The sequence below is a fragment of the Ehrlichia canis str. Jake genome (assembly GCF_000012565.1).
In the GTDB taxonomy this organism is placed as follows: domain Bacteria; phylum Pseudomonadota; class Alphaproteobacteria; order Rickettsiales; family Anaplasmataceae; genus Ehrlichia; species Ehrlichia canis.
Genome location: NC_007354.1, coordinates 784,481 through 804,258 on the forward strand (window position 1 = coordinate 784,481; position 19,778 = coordinate 804,258).

13 protein-coding genes are annotated in these 19,778 nt (G+C 28.1%); 3 read left to right on the forward strand and 10 right to left on the reverse strand.

Features of this window, described 5'->3' with window-relative positions; genetic code table 11:
• Window positions 1–271 precede the first annotated feature (271 nt).
• From lipA to ECAJ_RS02795, 3 genes are all read right to left on the reverse strand, one after another.
• A complete protein-coding gene (gene lipA / locus ECAJ_RS02785) occupies window positions 272–1,171 on the reverse strand; it encodes a lipoyl synthase (protein WP_011304651.1) in 900 nt (299 codons plus the stop codon).
• 263 nt (window positions 1,172–1,434) lie between these two features.
• Window positions 1,435–2,763: a hypothetical protein gene (locus ECAJ_RS02790; RefSeq protein WP_011304652.1), complete on the reverse strand. Its 1,329-nt coding sequence runs from the start codon at window positions 2,761–2,763 to the stop codon at window positions 1,435–1,437.
• A 561-nt stretch (window positions 2,764–3,324) separates the two neighbouring features.
• Window positions 3,325–5,295, reverse strand: coding sequence for an acetyl/propionyl/methylcrotonyl-CoA carboxylase subunit alpha (locus ECAJ_RS02795; protein ID WP_011304653.1), 1,971 nt, complete (start codon window positions 5,293–5,295; stop codon window positions 3,325–3,327).
• 157 nt (window positions 5,296–5,452) lie between these two features.
• Here ECAJ_RS02795 and ECAJ_RS02800 point away from each other — a divergent pair, with 157 nt between their 5' ends.
• A complete protein-coding gene (locus ECAJ_RS02800) occupies window positions 5,453–6,424 on the forward strand; it encodes an RluA family pseudouridine synthase (protein ID WP_011304654.1) in 972 nt (323 codons plus the stop codon).
• Window positions 6,425–6,535: 111 nt separating this feature from the next.
• Window positions 6,536–7,801, forward strand: coding sequence for a diaminopimelate decarboxylase (lysA, locus tag ECAJ_RS02805; RefSeq protein WP_011304655.1), 1,266 nt, complete (start codon window positions 6,536–6,538; stop codon window positions 7,799–7,801).
• An 885-nt stretch (window positions 7,802–8,686) separates the two neighbouring features.
• On the opposite strand, the gene rpmB is transcribed toward lysA, so the two are convergent.
• From rpmB to ECAJ_RS02825, 3 genes are all read right to left on the reverse strand, one after another.
• Window positions 8,687–8,989, reverse strand: a complete 303-nt coding sequence (gene rpmB / locus ECAJ_RS02810; RefSeq protein ID WP_011304656.1) for a 50S ribosomal protein L28 — start codon at window positions 8,987–8,989, stop codon at window positions 8,687–8,689.
• A gap of 783 nt (window positions 8,990–9,772) precedes the next feature.
• Window positions 9,773–11,749, reverse strand: coding sequence for a replication restart helicase PriA (priA, locus tag ECAJ_RS02815; protein WP_011304657.1), 1,977 nt, complete (start codon window positions 11,747–11,749; stop codon window positions 9,773–9,775).
• Window positions 11,750–12,251: 502 nt separating this feature from the next.
• Window positions 12,252–13,226 (reverse strand): glutamine amidotransferase-related protein, encoded by a 975-nt coding sequence (locus ECAJ_RS02825; protein WP_011304658.1) that lies wholly within the window; start codon window positions 13,224–13,226, stop codon window positions 12,252–12,254.
• Window positions 13,227–13,456: 230 nt separating this feature from the next.
• Here ECAJ_RS02825 and ECAJ_RS02830 point away from each other — a divergent pair, with 230 nt between their 5' ends.
• Window positions 13,457–14,179 (forward strand): uroporphyrinogen-III synthase, encoded by a 723-nt coding sequence (locus ECAJ_RS02830; protein WP_011304659.1) that lies wholly within the window; start codon window positions 13,457–13,459, stop codon window positions 14,177–14,179.
• A 444-nt stretch (window positions 14,180–14,623) separates the two neighbouring features.
• On the opposite strand, the gene ECAJ_RS02835 is transcribed toward ECAJ_RS02830, so the two are convergent.
• The 4 genes from ECAJ_RS02835 to era form a co-directional block, all read right to left on the reverse strand.
• Window positions 14,624–16,348 carry an aminopeptidase P family protein gene (locus tag ECAJ_RS02835; RefSeq protein WP_011304660.1) on the reverse strand — a complete coding sequence of 575 codons (1,725 nt, stop codon included), beginning with the start codon at window positions 16,346–16,348 and terminating at the stop codon, window positions 14,624–14,626.
• Between the two features lie 779 nt (window positions 16,349–17,127).
• The gene (locus ECAJ_RS02840; protein WP_044261995.1) at window positions 17,128–17,646 is read right to left on the reverse strand and encodes a retropepsin-like aspartic protease family protein; all 519 of its coding nucleotides are present in this window, start codon (window positions 17,644–17,646) and stop codon (window positions 17,128–17,130) included.
• Between the two features lie 85 nt (window positions 17,647–17,731).
• Complete coding sequence (locus ECAJ_RS02845) at window positions 17,732–18,559, reverse strand: 3'-5' exonuclease (protein WP_011304662.1); 828 nt, start codon at window positions 18,557–18,559, stop codon at window positions 17,732–17,734.
• Complete coding sequence (era, locus tag ECAJ_RS02850) at window positions 18,549–19,439, reverse strand: GTPase Era (protein WP_011304663.1); 891 nt, start codon at window positions 19,437–19,439, stop codon at window positions 18,549–18,551. The genes ECAJ_RS02845 and era overlap by 11 nt, the downstream gene beginning before the upstream one ends.
• Between the last annotated feature and the right edge of the window lie 339 nt (window positions 19,440–19,778).

Consider the following 19,778-nt stretch of genomic DNA (forward strand, 5'->3'; position numbering starts at 1 on the left):
ACATACCAAATGAATAATATAATATTAAAACAAACAAATACTTATAATATTAAGATATCTTATACAATACTTTACAAATGCGAACACAATTTTTACTTTTTTTTTACCTAATTAGTAATCGAAAAAGTAAAAAACTACCTTATATTAACTTTACTTAAGATCCCAATAAATATTGTTATCAACTAATTTTCTTTAAACATGAAGTGCCTCATTATCATATTCCAAATCAGACTAAAAAATCCTTCATGAGATTTAAAATAAGAAAAACAAACTATATCGAATTACTTTCAGCACGCATTAACATAGCAGTACGATTTTGTTTTAATTTTTGAAAATCTTCTTCAGCATGATATGAAGACCTAACTAAAGGACCTGAAGCAACCATCAAAAACCCTTTAGAATATGCAACATATTTGTAATGATCAAATTCCTCAGGAGTTACATATCTATCAACTACAGCATGTTTAGGAGTAGGCTGTAAATATTGACCAATTGTTATAAAATCAACATCTGCTGATCTTAAATCATCCATCACCTGATATATTTCTTCCTTTGTTTCACCTAACCCTACCATTATTCCAGATTTAGTAAATATTTTAGGATTCTTATATTTCACTGCTTTAAGCAAATACAGAGAATGAAAATAACGTGCTTTTGGCCTAATCCTTGCATATAATCTTGGTACAGTTTCTACATTATGATTATAAACATCAGGAGCTACTGCAGCAATCTTATCAATTGCACCATGTTTATTTAAAAAATCTGGAGTTAATATTTCAATAGTAATGTTATCATCTCTCTTTCGTATTTCTTCTATACACTCAACAAAATGCCCAGCTCCACCATCTGGTAAATCATCCCTATCAACAGATGTAATAACAACATGATGAAGTTTAAGTGAGTTGATAGCTTTAGCCAAGTTTTGAGGCTCATGAGGATCCAACTTATCTGGAATCCCAGTAGCAACATTACAAAAGGCACATGCTCTAGTACAAGTAGAACCTAAAATCATTACTGTTGCATGTTTTTTATTCCAACATTCACCAACATTTGGGCAAGCAGCTTCCTCACACACCGTGTTTAGCTTGTACAACTTCATCAAATTACGCATCTGATAAAAAGTATCACCTGTAGGCATTTTCACTTTTAACCAATCAGGCTTACTTCTCATACGACAAAATTCAGAAACAGTTATTATGTGAGCATAACTAACATTAATACTGATGTCAAGAAAGTGTCACCTACACCATATAAAAATATTGCAACATTTAATAATTAATCTCATATCAAATTTATATTATCACTTATCAATACATAAAACTTTTACACAATAGAGACAAAGTAGTATTAAATAAAAAACACTACAGATTATTAGCAACTAAAATTAACCTACAAACAAACATTTTATAATATGATTTTTAATGTAATTAATGATTATCGAGATACTGAACTATTTTGAACTTGACACTGTATTACACGTATATCTTCTAGATAACTACTATTATAAATACCAGAACATGAAACTTTTAACTCACTATGATAACTTAAAGAAGACCATATACCACCACTATAATGTAAATTATTACTTTGAGTAAAACTTATATCAGTGTTACATACTACAGGACTAGCAGAAGATTTAACATCATGTACATCATTTACAAAATTATTACGAGATCTAACAGAGCGCTCAAAAGCATCTAACTTATCAATAGCTCTTCTAAAAAAACTTGTTACTTTGCTGAATGCAGCATTTATTGCACTCATTATTGCAACAACAGCTAGAAAAACTCCTTGCATGCCATGTTGTGTACCAATATTATATGACATATCACGCAAGGCCATAAAATATTGATCATGCAACTTATAAGACATTTCTTGCACTTTTCCTAAGAAAACATCTTGTACATAACCAGATACAATAAAACTCGAAAAATGATCCGCTACAATATTTTTAGAAGCATCAGCAGAAACACTTTTTTCATCTAGAGCTTTTTCTTCTTGTTTTTGGACAAACAATCCAAGTGCATCTCGTGATCTAGTACCTTCCCTAGTAACATAAGCATCTTGTTGTAAACCAAGAAGTGAGCTTATAAAACTTGCAAGTAAAAAAAAGCGTAGTAAGTTAGCACCAATTCCAGATTGCATCATCTGAGCTCTCAATTCTGTAAGCAGTATTAACCTTTCTTGTAATAACTTTCTTAGGTCAGGATCTTCTTCCTTTGCTAATCTTTCTTGCAACTCTAAAATTTGCAGATCCAATAATTCTTTTAAGTTAAGAGATTTACCACTACGTAAAAGTTTTTTCAAAAACTCTATAATAGCTTCTAAGATAAATTTTTTTTTCTTCTTTCTACGTTTTAAAGGATCAAGCTCATAATCAAGATCTATATAATCTTCAGTATCTTGATATAGCTGACTAAAGAAATCCAATATCTTCTGTAATAAAGACTCTTCTATCTCAAAATCTTCATCTTCAAGTGCAACTACAGTATGATCATATTCTTGATCTTCTACAATACCACATTCTTCAACATGTTCTACAATAAACTTATTAAATTCTCCTTCAAGTTCTAAAAGAGATTCTTGAACTTCCAAATCTTCTAGCTTAATTCTAGCAAGAGCTCTAAAATCCTCATCTTCATTACCATTAAGTTCCAATACTTCAATATCATGGAATACATTATTAATGCTCTCACTACTTTCTTCACTACACTCTTCTAGACTACTCAAATCACTAGATTTAATTTTTTTATTTCCTGCCATAAAACACTCACATCTTCAAGAACAATACAACACAAATTAATAGCTAACACATTTAAAACTTTTATATAGTTTCAACATATGGCCTGTTCTATAAAAAAACATTCTATTACTATTTTTAACTTAATTTTAATCCAACACACATCAAAACATGCTCTCAACATTTGAACACACACAGACTCAATATTATACATTATTTTATTTCTAAAACAATTAACAACTTGTTATAATCACACCTATAAACAACTATTCATAAGAATTAATACAGCTTAACTTTTTAATAATCTTGGATACTTAAGTAAAATAAGCAGTACATAATATCTTGATTAGTGTATAAACCACTTATACATCATTTTTAAAATATAGACTTCTCTACTTTTATTTATACCAATTACTTAAATCATAGAAATGCATTAGAAAATTACAAACAACGAAACTATTAAAATACAATAACTTTGAAAAAAACTATACTCTATAATTGTACTTTGTGAACAATAATAACCTATACTTCAAACATATATTATTCAACACACAAAAGTAGATCTTATACAATTATTAAACAAATCATTCACTAAATTCTATAATAACATCACCAACAATCACACTATTTCCTTCTGAAAAAAACACAGATTTAACAACTGATTTTACATTTGAATATATTACATTTTCCATTTTCATAGCTTCAATGACTAACAAAGATTGCCCTGGTTGAACTTTTTCTCCTTCCTTAACATAAATTTTAACTATCATACCAGAAATAGGAGAACAAACATTATTACAACATAATTCCTCAGTACTAACTTGAGGCATTATAGGTAGCAAGTTAGATATACAAGACCTATATACCACACATAATGCACTCATAGTAGAATACCTCAACTTATATTTATTTAACCTACTATCAACTTTTACATGAAATAATTCTTCACTGATTTGTAGCTTAAATATTTTAAAGTTTGTATTCCATGTACCTGAAACCAAATACTCATTTTGGTTATAAATTGCTAAAACTTTACCATTTTGATACTTAGCATTAACGAAATATTCTTGACCATCAACATAAACAGATAAGTCCATACTATTACATGAATGATTTAAACTGTTATCATATTCACTTTGAAAAAATATACATAACGAAGTTAACACAAAAAGTTCTATGCAGTCTTCCGTCAGAGGATCATATTCAAACCCACCAGAATAAAATTGTTCAACAAATCTAGTATTAATATTCCCAGACATAAATACAGGATGATGAAATACTGACAATAGAAAATCTATATTATGAGCTATTCCACCTATATAAAATTCATTTAAATATTTTTGCATAAAGCTCACTGCTTCATCTCTATTTTTACCATAAGTACAAACTTTAGCAATCATAGGATCGTAAAACATACTAACTTCTGCACCTTCAAAAACTCCACTATCAATCCTCAAATTATCATTAGGCATAGGTGCAGAATAATAAACAATTCTCCCACTAGAAGGTAAAAAATTCTTCACAGGATCTTCTGCATAAATTCTAGATTCTATTGCTGAACCAATAAATTTAACATCTTGTTGAGTAAATCTTAATTTTTCACCATCAGCAATTCTAATCATTTCTTCCACAATATCAATACCAGTAACAAGCTCTGTTACAGGATGCTCAACTTGTAATCTAGTATTCATTTCCAAAAAATAAAATTGCCTATTCTGATCAACTATAAATTCTATAGTACCAGCAGAATAATATCCTACTTTTTTTGCCAAATTTACACACTGCTGATACATTTTTTGTCTTGTTTCCTCATTAAGAAACGGACTAGGCGTTTCTTCTATAACTTTTTGATTATGCCGCTGTATAGAACATTCCCTTTCACCCAAACAAACAATATTACCATACTTATCAGCTATGATTTGGATTTCAATGTGCCTTGGTAATTCAATATATTTTTCAATAAAAATTCTTCCATCCTTAAAATTTTTCGCAGCTTCATTTGTTGCAGAAGTAAAAGCTTGGTCCATTTCCTCACATGATTTTACAATTCTCATCCCTTTACCACCACCACCAGCAGTAGCTTTTATCATGACCGGAAATCCTATAGACCTAGCTATACTTTTCGCCTCATCAACAGAATCAACTATTCCCATATATCCTGGAATAATGTTCACTTGAGCAGATTCAGCTATCTTTTTAGAAGTAATTTTATCAGCCATCATTCTTATTGAAGAAGGACTTGGACCAATAAATTGAATATTATATTCTTGAAGCTTTTCAGGAAACTCAGCATTTTCAGACAAAAACCCATACCCAGGATGCACAGCATCCACACCTGCATTATGTGCTACTTCACAAATTTTCTCCATATTTAAATAACTCTGATTTACTGGAGCAGGACCAATATTCACTGCTTCTTCAGCTGATAAAACATGTAATGAGTATACATCTGCACTTGAATATACAGAAACACAAGATATTCCCATTTTACTAGCAGTTCTCATTACTCTACACGCAATTTCACCTCTATTCGCTATCAATATTTTCTTTATCATTATCTTAAATACTCTCAGTTAGAAGGTAACTCTTTACTTATATATAAAGATAGTTCAAGATTTTACCTATATACAACTATACTACAAGCAATATTTCACTAATCTGATTATAAATTAGTGATTAAAATACATTACTAAGGATAAATTATAAATAAAAATGTTAGAAAAAAAAATCTTTATTAAAATTGAAGAAGCAAATAATAGATTAGACAAGCTCATAGCAAATAAATTAAATACATCTCGTAATCAGGTACAACAATTAATAAAAGATAGTAAAGTTTCTTTGTTTAATAACATAATAACAGACAATAATCACACAACAAAAGTAAATGATATATATATAATAAATATACCAACAAAAGAAATTAGTAACACAATTATTCCAAATCATTCAATACCAATTTCAGTTCTATATGAAGATCATGATATCATCATCATCAATAAAACCTCTGGAATAACTGTACACCCAGGAGCAGGGACAAAAAATAACACACTAGTTAATGCCTTAGTTGCACATTATGGTAATGCTTTAAGTACTGTAGGAAAAGCAACACGACCAGGAATAATTCATAGATTAGATAAGGATACTAGTGGATTAATGGTAATTGCAAAAAATGAAAAATCATATTATTTTCTATCAGAATTATTACTAAAAAAACAAATAAAAAAAGAATATTTAGCAGTAGTGTGGGGATCACCTAATCCTAAAAATAACACTATACAAAACTATATCTGTGTTAAACCAAATAATAAACAAATGATGGCTGTTACACATCTATCACATAAAGGAAAGTTAGCCATTACAGAATACAAAACTAAACAAAACTTTAGTAACATAGCAAGTTTAATAAAATGTAGAATACATACAGGAAGAACACACCAGATACGTGTACATATGAGTCATATAGGAAATTCTATAATAGGAGATCAAAAATACGGAAAAAATAACAGTAAAATTACAAAATATGCTAAACAAAGTACTATTATCAACACATTAAAACGACAAGCACTACATGCATATAAATTAGGCTTTATTCATCCCACAAAAAACACATATATAGAGTTTCGCGCTGACATTCCTCATGACATCCAGACATTAATTAATGAATTAGAACAACTAAGTAAATAACTAACTAAAACTTTTATTGACGCCAACAGATGATAATTATTGATTATTATATATTTATGATATAGATAGTTGTGTACATCATATAAATTGAGACAAAACTTGGAGTACTTTATGATTTTTCTTGCTAATCCATTTTTTCATTATAAAAATAACATACTGAATATAGAAAATGTAAATGTACTAGATATTGCAAAAGATATTGGAACTCCTGTTTATTGTTACTCTTTAAATGCTATAAAAAATAACTATAGGCAATTTCAAGAAAATCTACCTAACAACTCAATCATATGTTATGCAGTAAAATCAAACTCTAATTTATCTATTTTAAGTTTACTAAATTCACTTGGAGCAGGAGCGGATGTTGTATCTGAAGGTGAAATACGTCGTGCTATTGCAGTTGGCATTTCACCAAATAAAATAGTATTTTCCGGTGTAGGTAAGACTGAGCAAGAAATAAGTTTTGCACTAGATAATAGAATATTACAATTTAATGTAGAATCTATTGAAGAACTATCTCTTATAAACACAATTGCATGTAAAAAAAATATAATCGCACCAGTATCTATTAGAATCAATCCAAATATTAGTGCAGATACAAACGATAAAATTACAACTGGTCTAAAAGTCAATAAATTTGGAATACCAGAAGAATTACTTGATCAAATCTTTAACAATAATTTCATAGGTATTAGGATTATAGGAATATCTGTACATATAGGGTCACAAATATCAAATTTAAATATTTTCCAAAATACAATTGATAAAATCAAAAAAATAGTAAAAATTTTTGAGCAACGCAACATGCAAATTATCAGGGTTGATCTTGGTGGTGGACTTGGCATACCATACAAAAATGCTGATGTTTTCCCCACAATCCCAGAATACGCAAATTTACTAAAGAAGAATTTTGAAAATGAGAATTATCAAATCATATGTGAACCTGGTAGAGCACTAATAGGCAATACAGGAGTATTACTTACTAAAGTGCTATATCATAAACACAATCAAGAAAAAAGTCACATTATATTAGATGCCGGTATGAACGATCTAATACGTCCAGCATTATATAATGCTGAACATACAATAATACCAGCAATTTCAACATCTACACCATTGCAATTATATGACATAGTAGGTCCTATATGTGAATCTGACGATACTTTTGCATATAATTATCATATCAATAACTTGCAAAATGGAGAAATAGTAGCAATATGTACAACTGGAGCATATGGTTCTTCAATGTCAAGTAACTACAATTCTAGACCATTAGTACCTGAAGTAATGGTTAGTAACAGTAATTATGACATTATACGTCATCGTCAAACTTATGAAGATATGTTAAAAGATGAGGTTATACTAGATTTCAATAAATAATCAGATACATTTTTGTATAACAATACACTTATTTAATACATCAGCATAATCAAAAACAAGTAAAGTTAATATAAGTAAACTTATATTTACATGATATACATAGCATGTTAAAAAGTATTCTTACAGGATTACTAATAATCTATAATGTAGAAAAAAACTTGCAGTAAGAAAAGCAAATTCTATACTTTACATAATAAATTTACCATAGCTATATTTATACAAGTTTTTTAATATGTGTGCATAGACAGTTTTTACTTGCTTCTCTTATAGCTATAAAATTACTGACTGCATGAACTTGCATATTTGAGTGATAAGACATTATCATCTATGTATAACCTCTCTTACTTACACTTTTGATAACTTCTTTCTGTGCTTTTGAAATATCCAATTTATTCATTCCAACCTATTAGATGCATAAATAAACTACTTTTTATACAAAACAACATACACAAAGTGTCGCGATAGTAGCCACTAATAAATTCCACAATATTGCCAAAAAATTTATAAGACCTTTAATATTGTAGATTAAAGATACCATTAAGTATTTCACTGAAATCTTAATATCATGATATAACATCGCTAAAAACTTTTAATAACAAAACACAACTTATTTATAATAATTCCTTTATCAATTACCGTTAACAATCACATGCAACACATTTAGAAAGTAAAAAACCTCATTACATAAGCAGTATACTTGTTTAACCATGTATATACATCTACAATATGAATAAAAAGTGCACTGCAAAATAAAACGGAGTATAATATAAAATTCACATCTTATAACAACAAAGTATTTTTACAAGTAGATCATAGAATATGGTCAAAAACCATTAGTAAAAATTACAATAAATTATGAATAGAGACTTAGAAATTATAGTAGGACTACAAAGATACTTTCACACCTTTTGCTACAGCATTTTTCACAAGCTTTTTAATCTTTTGAGCTTTATCAGTCAACTTTCTAGATGATGTATTAAGTAAGTACAAATCAAAACCACCCTTATAGTCTATTGTTCTTAAAGTACGGCTAGACACTTTAAACTTAAATTTCCTATTTAAAATATCACTTAACAAAGTAACATTATGCAAGTTAACTAAGTAGGTTCTTTTAGTCTTACGATTAGAGTGTGATACTTTATTTCCAAAAGACTTTCCTTGACCTGTAATATCACAAACCCTACTCATTTTACAAACCTAAACTCTTAACTAATAGGGAATTATTATAACAATACAGTAACATTAGTCAAATACAAATTCTCAAGATTATTGAGATCTACAATAACCAATTACTATAAACACAATAAGACATTAATCTTGCACTTACATAGGAGCTCATTTAGGAATTTCTACATTAAATGTAATGAAAAACTCAGGTGGTCATCATGTTGCTGGAAGTATATTCAGTACTAGAGAAAGTAGGTTAATTCATAATATACTTGAGACCGTACAGCTGTTTTAGATAGTTTGAAAATTGGTACTTCAACAATATAAACCAAACCCTTATCTTCCTAATACAGGTAAAGATGACAAAGGAATCCTTTTGTTAAAGAAAAACCATATGATGCTAAAGAAACATCGCATGGTAATGGAGATAATAGTTTGAAAATATACACAAATAAAGATAATTTAAGTGATGCACTTGATACTAGAAACCAGCTCAAAACAATGATTGGAAATACAATAGATGATGGTACATTTCACTTTTCGAATTATAGTGTAACCTATATATTACGAAATTTAAATTATAATTAAATCATAAAATTTGTAATATAAATAGATATATTATCTACTAATATAGCATAAAATTTAATTTGAATTCCATTGTAATAGCAAAAATTCATAAATATTCTGGCTACACACAAAAACTATAGAAAATTTACTGAACTAACATTTTTGCAATTTTTAAATTCAGAATGCAATTCGATCATAATGATAGAAATTTAGAAACATTCTTATAATACACACAAACTACATAAAATTTACTGGATCAACATCTATTGTAATCTTTATCTTATTTACTTTTGAATAATATTCCTTATATTTAGCAAGTAACTTTTGTATCATAACATTATTCTGTACCTTAATTAAAATTCTATATCTATACCGCCTATTTAAAAAACTTATAGGCGCAGGAACTGGCCCTAGAACAGTTAATGTATGTGGAAGAGTATTTACTATTCGTTTTGATACATTTACAACATCAGGTTCATGTTCACCACTAACTATTATACCTATTAATCTTGTATACGGTGGCATTTTAGTTAATGATCTAGACTCAAGTTCTAAATTATAAAATAGTTCACGATTATAAGATAATAATGATTTTATTAATGCACTATTGACATCATAAGTTTGCAACATTACCTCACCGTTATCTACAAATCTACCAGAACGCCCTGATACTTGATGTAATAGCTGATATGTCCTCTCTGTAGCACGTAAATCACTATTATTTAAACCCAAATCAGCATCTACTACGCCAACAAATGTCAATTTGGGAAAATTATGACCTTTAGCTATAACCTGAGTTCCAATAATAACATTAACTTCATTACGCATAATGAGGTCAACCATAATACCTATATCTTTACTACTAACATCACTGCTAATTACTGCAATTTTAGCATCCGGTATTAGCGCAACTATCTCTTCCGCAACTCTTTCTACACCTACTCCATATGATATAAGCGAAGACTCACATAAACAATTACTACATTGATTTTGCATTGCGCAAGAATATCCACAATAATGGCATAATAACACATTCTTTTTCTTATGTTCTATAAGCCAAGTAGAGCAGTTTTTGCAAGACATTTTAAAGCCACAAGCTCTGCATAATCTTAATTTTGCATAACCACGACTGTTTAAAAAAAGCATAACCTGATCTTGCCTTTCTAAAACCTTCAATATATTATTATATAACTCGTATGATAACCAAGTGTTCACCATCTTGCTTTTACACAAATCAACAATTTTTACTGATGGAAGTTTAGCATTCCCAAATCTTTTCGTTAGTTTTACATGATAATATTGAGACTTAAGAACATTATTGATTGTCTCTAAAGACGGTGTCGCTGAAGATAAAATTATCGGTATGTTTAAATTCTTTGCCAACACAATAGACATATCACGCGCATTATAAAGCACACCAGATTCCTGCTTAAATGATGAATCATGCTCCTCATCTACAATTATCACCTTAAGGTTATTGTATGGCAAAAATAAAGCAGATCTTGCACCTATTACAATCAAAGACTGTCCATATGCTACAGATAACCAATATTCTCTACGATTTTTTAACGTCAAATTTGAATGCCATTCTACTGGATAATAACTATCAAAATAACGCTTTATACGTTTTATCAATTGCAATGTTAATACTATTTCTGGAAGTAAAATCAATGCTTGAGCCGTTTCATCCCTCTTAATCAACTCACGTATAACTTCACAATAAACTTCTGTTTTTCCAGAACCAGTTTCACCATCTAATACTATAACAGAATAACCTGATACCTTATCAATAATATCATCGTACGCAAACCTCTGCTCATCTGATAAACTAATTGCCACATCATTATATTTGTCATTTTTCTTTACAGAAAACTTCAGACTACTAAAAGACTTAGCATTGATTACATTACTGAACACCATTTTCAACACTAACCCTGCTGGAACAACATTATATTCACTTACCCATTTAATAAAATTAAGCAATGTAGGATTAATTCTTGGCAAAGAACTCTTAGAAATTATAACTTTTAATTGTAACTTTTCTATACCACAATCTAAAGGCTTTGAATTACTCAATTTTAATACAATACCAACTAATGTTCTCACACCAAAAGGCACAAGAACATATTCACCAATAAACAATGATTCATTTTCCGGAATACTGTAATAAAATGTTTTATTAATCGGTACTGGAAGTAACACTTCAGCTATCATGCTAAACATTAAAACAACAAAGCTATTTTATTATAACAAAAGAAACACAACTTACATATTACCTATAAATTTTAATTTTATACCTACTACTTACCAACTAACAATAGCAAATTTATATGTAAAGTTTAATTTAAACACCATATTAAAAAAAAGTATAAAATATCTTGTACCACAAGAAAAGTTTAACTATCATGCTAAACTTTTAATATCTGTTATAACAAAAGTTCAACAATTCACACATTATTCTTAAATTTATCTGCCACTTAACATGAGCAAATCAGCTTGTATCATGAACTAAATAAATAAATTTTATATGTTATAGAATTCTACACTTGTCTATTAAATCTAATACTGATTATAAACTCAAACAGAACATACCTTTAAAGTCCTTTATATTAAAAACCACTTAAAAAATATCCTACACACTATAATAATTAAGTATTAACTTACTAAAGTTGTAACAAGAAAATCACTATTGAAAATATACATCTCATATATTTACTTAATCACGAAAAAGAAAGTCTTTAATTATTGCATCCGCAAGTGCAATTGATGCTTCTCTATTGTTATCTCCTCTTTTCTTTTCAGCATTAATCATAAGATACTCTGGATGAAATTGAAAATACATATTACCATAATTATCCTCAATTCCCTCTATAATACCATCTTCTGACATAGCAATAATTTTATACCCCAAATTATATATTTTCTTAATATTTTCTATATCAGTATCAATTGCTTCTGAATGTGAATCTGGAAAATATATTACCTGATTCTTAGCCAATAAATCTAAACTAGCAGCAATATCTGATAGCCTATTATTAGGCAAAATTTTGATTTGATGCAAATTCGCATCTACATTTCTAGGGTTAGGTGCTGAAACAGTATGCGACTTTACAGAAATTTGAGATTTAATAATGTTCTCCACTCTTGTAACTCTAATACCATTTGCATACATTATGCCTTGCAAACCACCACAAACACCAAAAAGATGTATACAGTGATTATCATTATGAATTATACTAACAACAGCATTAGTAATTAATTGCCTGTTTAAAGATGGAGCAATTGGTAAAGAACTAATATTATAATGGTTACCAGGTATCAGTATTCTACTAATATTATTTTCTTTAATAAACTTCATCACAACATTTTTTATAATATCATACCTTGATATCTCATAACTCTTCTCATAAGTTTTATTAATACTGATTATTTCATCTTGCACTAACTGCATAATCACATTGTAGTCCATCAAAACTACATGAACACCATAACTTTCAAGTAACTTTGTAATTCCCAAAGCAGTGTTATATTCATTAGGATAGCTGACAAATTCAGTAGATAATAATCCAACTACAATATCTTTCTTATTATATTTTACACACCCTGCTAGTACAGTAACATAAGGGATAGCAAATGTAAGAAAAAATAAGGTTAATATTACAGTATAATTTATCCTAAATGTAAATTTCATCTAATTGTCTCTAAAATAATATAAATCACCATTATCAATGCACTAGAATTAAATACTACGATATTATTAGCATGTAAAATCAACAAAATCATATTATTTATTACAGGTAGCTAAGCGTTATTATCAGAAATACATAAATTTACTCTTACTTATTACTTAACAAAGTTCTATTATTAAATTCAAATGTTAAGTTGATTATCTGTATATACTAAGGTATTTTCTTAACAACTATGCAATTTTATTATATGAAATCTTTATTAGTTACTCGTCCAGAAAAAGACTCTATCAAAATTAAGGAATCTCTCAATAAATTAGGGTTCAATGTGTATATCGAGCCAATGTTTTCAATAAAATATTTAACAGCTAAAATAACACTAAAAGATTTTGATTTGATAATATGTACAAGTCAGCATAGCATAATTGCTTTAAGTAAAATCACCAAAAACAGGGATATAACTATCATCACAGTCGGTAATAACACTATGCACATTGCACAAGAATTAGGGTTTACATTTGTAAAATCACTTAATGGCAATATTAACGATGTTGTTTCTTATCTACAAAATTATAGCAAATCTAATATTTTATACATAAGAGGGAAAGAAGTAACATACAATCTCAAAAAAACTTTTAACCATTACAAAAACTTTCAAGAAATTATACTATACAATACTATAGACAGAACACATTTTAGCAAATGCTGCTATAGTGCTTTTTTAGGAAATAAAATATCAGGTGTTCTACTTTACTCTTCAAGAACTGCAGAAATACTAATAGAATTAATAAAAAAATACAATATACAAGATAAAATAAGTAACATTACAGCTTACACAATGAGCAATAAAATTGCAAACACCGCAAAAAATGTTCATTGGAAAACGATAAAAATATCTGATCAACCTACTAATGAATCACTACTATCATTAATTTCAAATAACATTAGAAACATTTAAAAAATATACTCTAATTCAACATTATAAAATACATTTTAAAAATTCACATAACAATTAAAATTCACAAAAAATATATATAATCAGGTGATTATATGGCATAATTAATTTAATATATTTATATAATATATAACTCACTACTACTAAATAAATGAAAATTATATTCGTAAACATATAAACTAGAAAAACCAATAAGGTTACACTTGACAAAATATATAAACATAATTACCACAAAAGTTACATATAACATCATGAATAATATTATACTTCTAACAAATAACTATCATTTTATGTAATCTTTTATAATACACTAATGTAAAAAAAAAAAAAAAAATATATAGATATTGAGTACTATATATCTACTATCTCATGCTAAACATTAATATTGAAGCACACTAAAACATACTTTTTAATACATAAGAAGCCACTTTACTAAAAGTATAAAAATTACTTATCTTTTAAATTTCTACATGCATTATGTAACCAACACTTAACTTTTTGATCTAAATATGGTGCTACTGTATTGTAGACAAAACTATGATACTGATCTATATAACTAATTTCTTCATTGTTTAACATATTGCTATCTATCAATTTCAAATCTATAGGTACACATGTTAGTTGTTTAAACCTTAAAAAATTATCCATACATTTTTCAACATACATTAGATTTTCAATCCTTATCCCATATTCTCCATTTTTATAATATCCTGGCTCATTCGACAAGACCATATTCGGCTTTAACACAATATCATTTCTGCATGAAATAGCACAAGGACCTTCATGAACTGATAAAAAACTTCCTACCCCATGACCTGTCCCATGTTGATAATCAAGCCCTGATTTCCATAAATATTGCCTTGCTAACACCTCCAACATTCCACCATTAGTTCCTAAAGGGAACACTGCTGTTGCTAAAGCAATATGACCTTTCAAGACTAATGTAAAATTAGTAATTTGTTCAGGTGTTGGCTCTCCTACAACAATAGTACGTGTAATATCTGTAGTACCATCAAGATACTGTCCTCCAGAGTCTAATAAATATAACCCATTTTTACATATTAACTTATTTGTATTGTTATTTGCTCTGTAATGTATTATTGCACCATTTTCTCCAAAACCAGAAATTGTAGCAAAACTTTCACCACGAAACAAATCTTGTTCTTGCCTAAAACTCAACAACTTTGATTCAACATCTAATTCTGTAATTTCCTGATTATTATCTAATTGAACATTTAACCAATACAACAAATTAATTACAGCAACTCCATCTCTAATATGAGCATTGACTGCACCTTGTATTTCAACATTATTTTTCTCAGATTTCATTAAAAGACAATTATCTGAATTCTTAATTAATATATCTTGTTGATTCAAACATTGAAAAACATTCATCGGTATAGTAGATGCATCTATTACTATTGATTCAATAGACTCTAAAACATTAAATAAATCATTCAAAGAATACACTTTAAGATGCTCATATTTAACATCTACTGAACATATATCATCAACAAATAAATCAACTCTTCCATCTGAATATAAAATTGCTCTAGATAACACTGATGGATTATAAACAAATTTGTTGTTACGTATATTCAATAACCATGAAATCACATCAGTATCTGTAATTAAAGCAGCATCTTTACCAGACAAATATTTTACTGCTTCACAAGATTTTTTATAACTTTCAACACCAGAATATTTTAAAGGATGCTCTACTATATCACACTCCATACTAAAGTCACGAATCCACAACTTATCAATTAAAATTTGATCTAGTGGCCTTAAAATAAGGCTACAATCTTCATATTTTTTTACATGACTTAAAGTAACCAATGAAGATTCATAAGCAATAACAGCATTAGATGCAAGATTTTCCACACACCATTGCCAAGGTGTCAAATCACAAACATTATGTATTTGATAATCATTAAGATCTAACTCCCTTGTTGCTTGTAATATGTACCTACCATCAGTAAAAAAGTGTTGCTTACCTTCCCTTGAGATTATTAAAGTAGCATTCGACCCAGAAAATCCACATAACCACTTTACTCTCTGCTTATTAACAGGCACATATTCAGACTGATATTCATCTGTATTATGCAATAACAATAAATCTATCGCATATTCACTCATTAAATTAATTAATTGATTCAATCTGCTCTTCATAAACTTTATATTTTTCACATAAAATATATATATTACTATATAACATAACACACAACAGCTGCTTTTAATAACTGAACTGAAATATGAATGATTTTAAAAATAAAAAATTTCTTATAATAACATTACATAATAATCTAGAATAATAAACCACATGCACACCCAAACATCTTAGCATAAAGAACAACAAAAAACACAAATCTAAGATTACACTAATTTTAAATTCAGTAATTATATTTTTATAATTACAAAGACATTTAAAGTATGTCATATGTCCAACATAATTCATACAAAATTGTACAAGTCATTGATTTTTTTTAACCTTATAATAAAAAATTACAGAAACTAGTTTATAGAACTATCTATTTCCCTAATATTAACCACCTAAACAATCACAAGAAAATACTATTAAATGACATTCCACAACAAGTACTAATAGCATTTATTACAAATTCAATTTACTCATCATATTTTAATTCTAAATTATTAAGTAATAAAATTATAATACTACTACTCACCTGTGATTTAAAACACAACATTACATAATAGTATTAACTACTAAAGCTAAACAACTATACAAATTAGCTCAAGAATAATAATCTTTTTAGCAAAACCATGACTAATAATAGAAAAGTAATGTTAATTAATTCTACAAACTAGAAACATCCATCATAAAACTTTATGTAAATTACATTTAAATTCTAATCAAGTAGCAGAAAATCACAGCGATACTATCAAACAAATTTTCTCATAATGTATATTTATTACCTAAAATTCATCAGCTAATAAGAATTTAACGTTAGCTTATCACCACTCATATTGAAATTAAAATACTGTAAAAAACTCATTCCTAAAAGAGATGTACGCATTGGAGAAACATTTACACTAGCTTTTACATTATTAACAACAAAACCTCCTATTTGCATTTCAGATATTTCTACATATAAAGCTTTTATTGTTCCATTAGCAGTATGATATGTTTTCTTTTTATTTAAATATTTTAGATGCTTTTTCAATCTCTTTGCATCCTCTACTGACAAAACCACATCAGTAGCTCCAGTATCAACTAAAAAATTAATTGGTATTCCATGAACAGTAGCTTCTATATAAAAATGTCCATCTTTTGCCCTACGAAACTCAACTCCTCCTCCATCAACATAAGTAACTTTCTTATTATGAATCACACTATTAGGAAAAAATTTATCAAAGTATTTACTGCTAATATCATTTTTAGCACTACTAAAAAACATCATCAATAATATAAAACCTAACCAAAACAATACATATTTTACGTTTTGCATAATGGATTCCAAAAAACTCACCAATATTACAATGATATATTAGCAAACATATAAATTAATTAACTAGATATATGGAATATATAACTTAAAGATAAAAATTTCCGCAACAAGCTTTATTCCATTCAACCTTAAATTGTTTGAAATGTTCTTTTTCACCGCTATCTAAATACGATAATAAATCACTTATACTATCATTATAACTTAATGTTGTCACCCTATCTTGATAATGCATTACTCTTAAATACACTAAATAAGTGTTAATCACATCTGTTTCACAGTAATCTCGAATTGCAGATATTTTATTATTATCATATAATTCAGTAACTTTTGAACCATCAATACCAAATTTACCAGGAAAATTTAATACTGAACACACTTCATTCATTTTTACTCTCGCAGAAGTACCAAAATCAGAAAGATAATCTAACAAGTCACAATGCCAATCAACACTATAGCGTTGGAAATAATTATTCCATTTATCACCAATTTTATATAGAGACCCTGCTTGTACACCATGGATCATAGCTCTATACTTCAGCACTGGAAAATCAAAAGTACGACCATTAAAAGATACAAACCTTGGCCTTAAGGATGAGACATATTGAAAAAATCCTTTCAACAAATCTTTCTCTGAAGAGTCCACCTTTCCACCAGAACGTATCTCTTGTAAATGAAAAGACTCATATTCTCCTATCCTCTTAATATCTGCCTTAAGAAAACTAATTGCAACTATTTTATGAAAAGGTTGTCTTAAAAATGGATTTTTACCATCAGTAATTTCTAAATGATAACTCGTCAGTGCTTCCCTTTTTTCGCTCAGTTCAATTGTATCATCAAAATCACTAAAAAGATTACGACAAACATCCACGTCTGGAACTGTTTCTATATCAAAAACTAATAAACTATTCAACATACCCTACACACTCATTTAAATGATCTTGCCAAAGTTCTCTAACTTTTACAAATAAGAAAAGGTGTATCTTTAGATCAAGTATTTTTTCAAGCTCAGACCTAGACTCTATACTAATTTTTTTAATCATCTCACCTTTTTTGCCTAAAATAATGGTTTTATGATTATCTTTAGTTACATATATTACCTGCTTAACAATCAAACTACCATCCACTTTTTCTTCCAAAGCTTCAGTAACAACAGATAAAGAATAAGGCAACTCATGATGCAGAGACAAAAATAATTTTTCACGTGTAATTTCAGCAATAAAAAATTTTAAAGGTGCGTCACTAATTTGACCTTCAGGATATAACCAAGGGCCACTAGGTGAAATTTCACACAGATAATTAATTAATCTATTTAAACCAATATCATGTAATGCTGATATAGTAAAAGTCTTACTGAAATTATGTAACGAATACATATATTCTATTGCTTTATCAACTAATGCCTGAGATACCATATCAATTTTATTCACTACTAAAATAGCATTAATATTAGATTGTTTTATTCTACTGATAATTTTTTCAATATGCTTATTTAAATAGTTTTTTACATCAAGTAACAATATTACATTTTCAATACCTTTAAGAGACATCCAAGCATGTTTTACAATAAATTTCTCTAACTTTGTCTTTGGAGAAAATATACCAGGAGTATCTATAAATATTAACTGCACATTCTCATTATTTAATACAGCATGCATCCTAACTCTAGTAGTTTGTACTTTTGGTGTCACTGCTGCAACCTTTCGCCCAACTAACATATTAATTAAAGTTGATTTTCCTGCATTAGTTGTTCCTACGATAGCATTCATAGAACACTTTTTATCTATATGATCCATACATTTCTGCTAATATCAAGTAACCCAAATATACAGCATCTTCCTATATTTACAAGAAGATATAAAAAAACAATACATATATATTTGAAAACATAAAATTATTGTGTGTAAATTCATAGGGAATACAATACTATTTGTAAACAAAACTTATAAAACTAATTTTAGATATCAAAAACACTTACTATGCAATAAAGTTCTTCTATTACCTAAGATCAACCATCACAATAAAACTAACAAATATTGATAGCAATTAAAATAATCTACAAAATCACTATAATTTAGCAATAATACTAACGCAATATATATAATGTTTTTATTATGCAAAATCATTTAGTATTA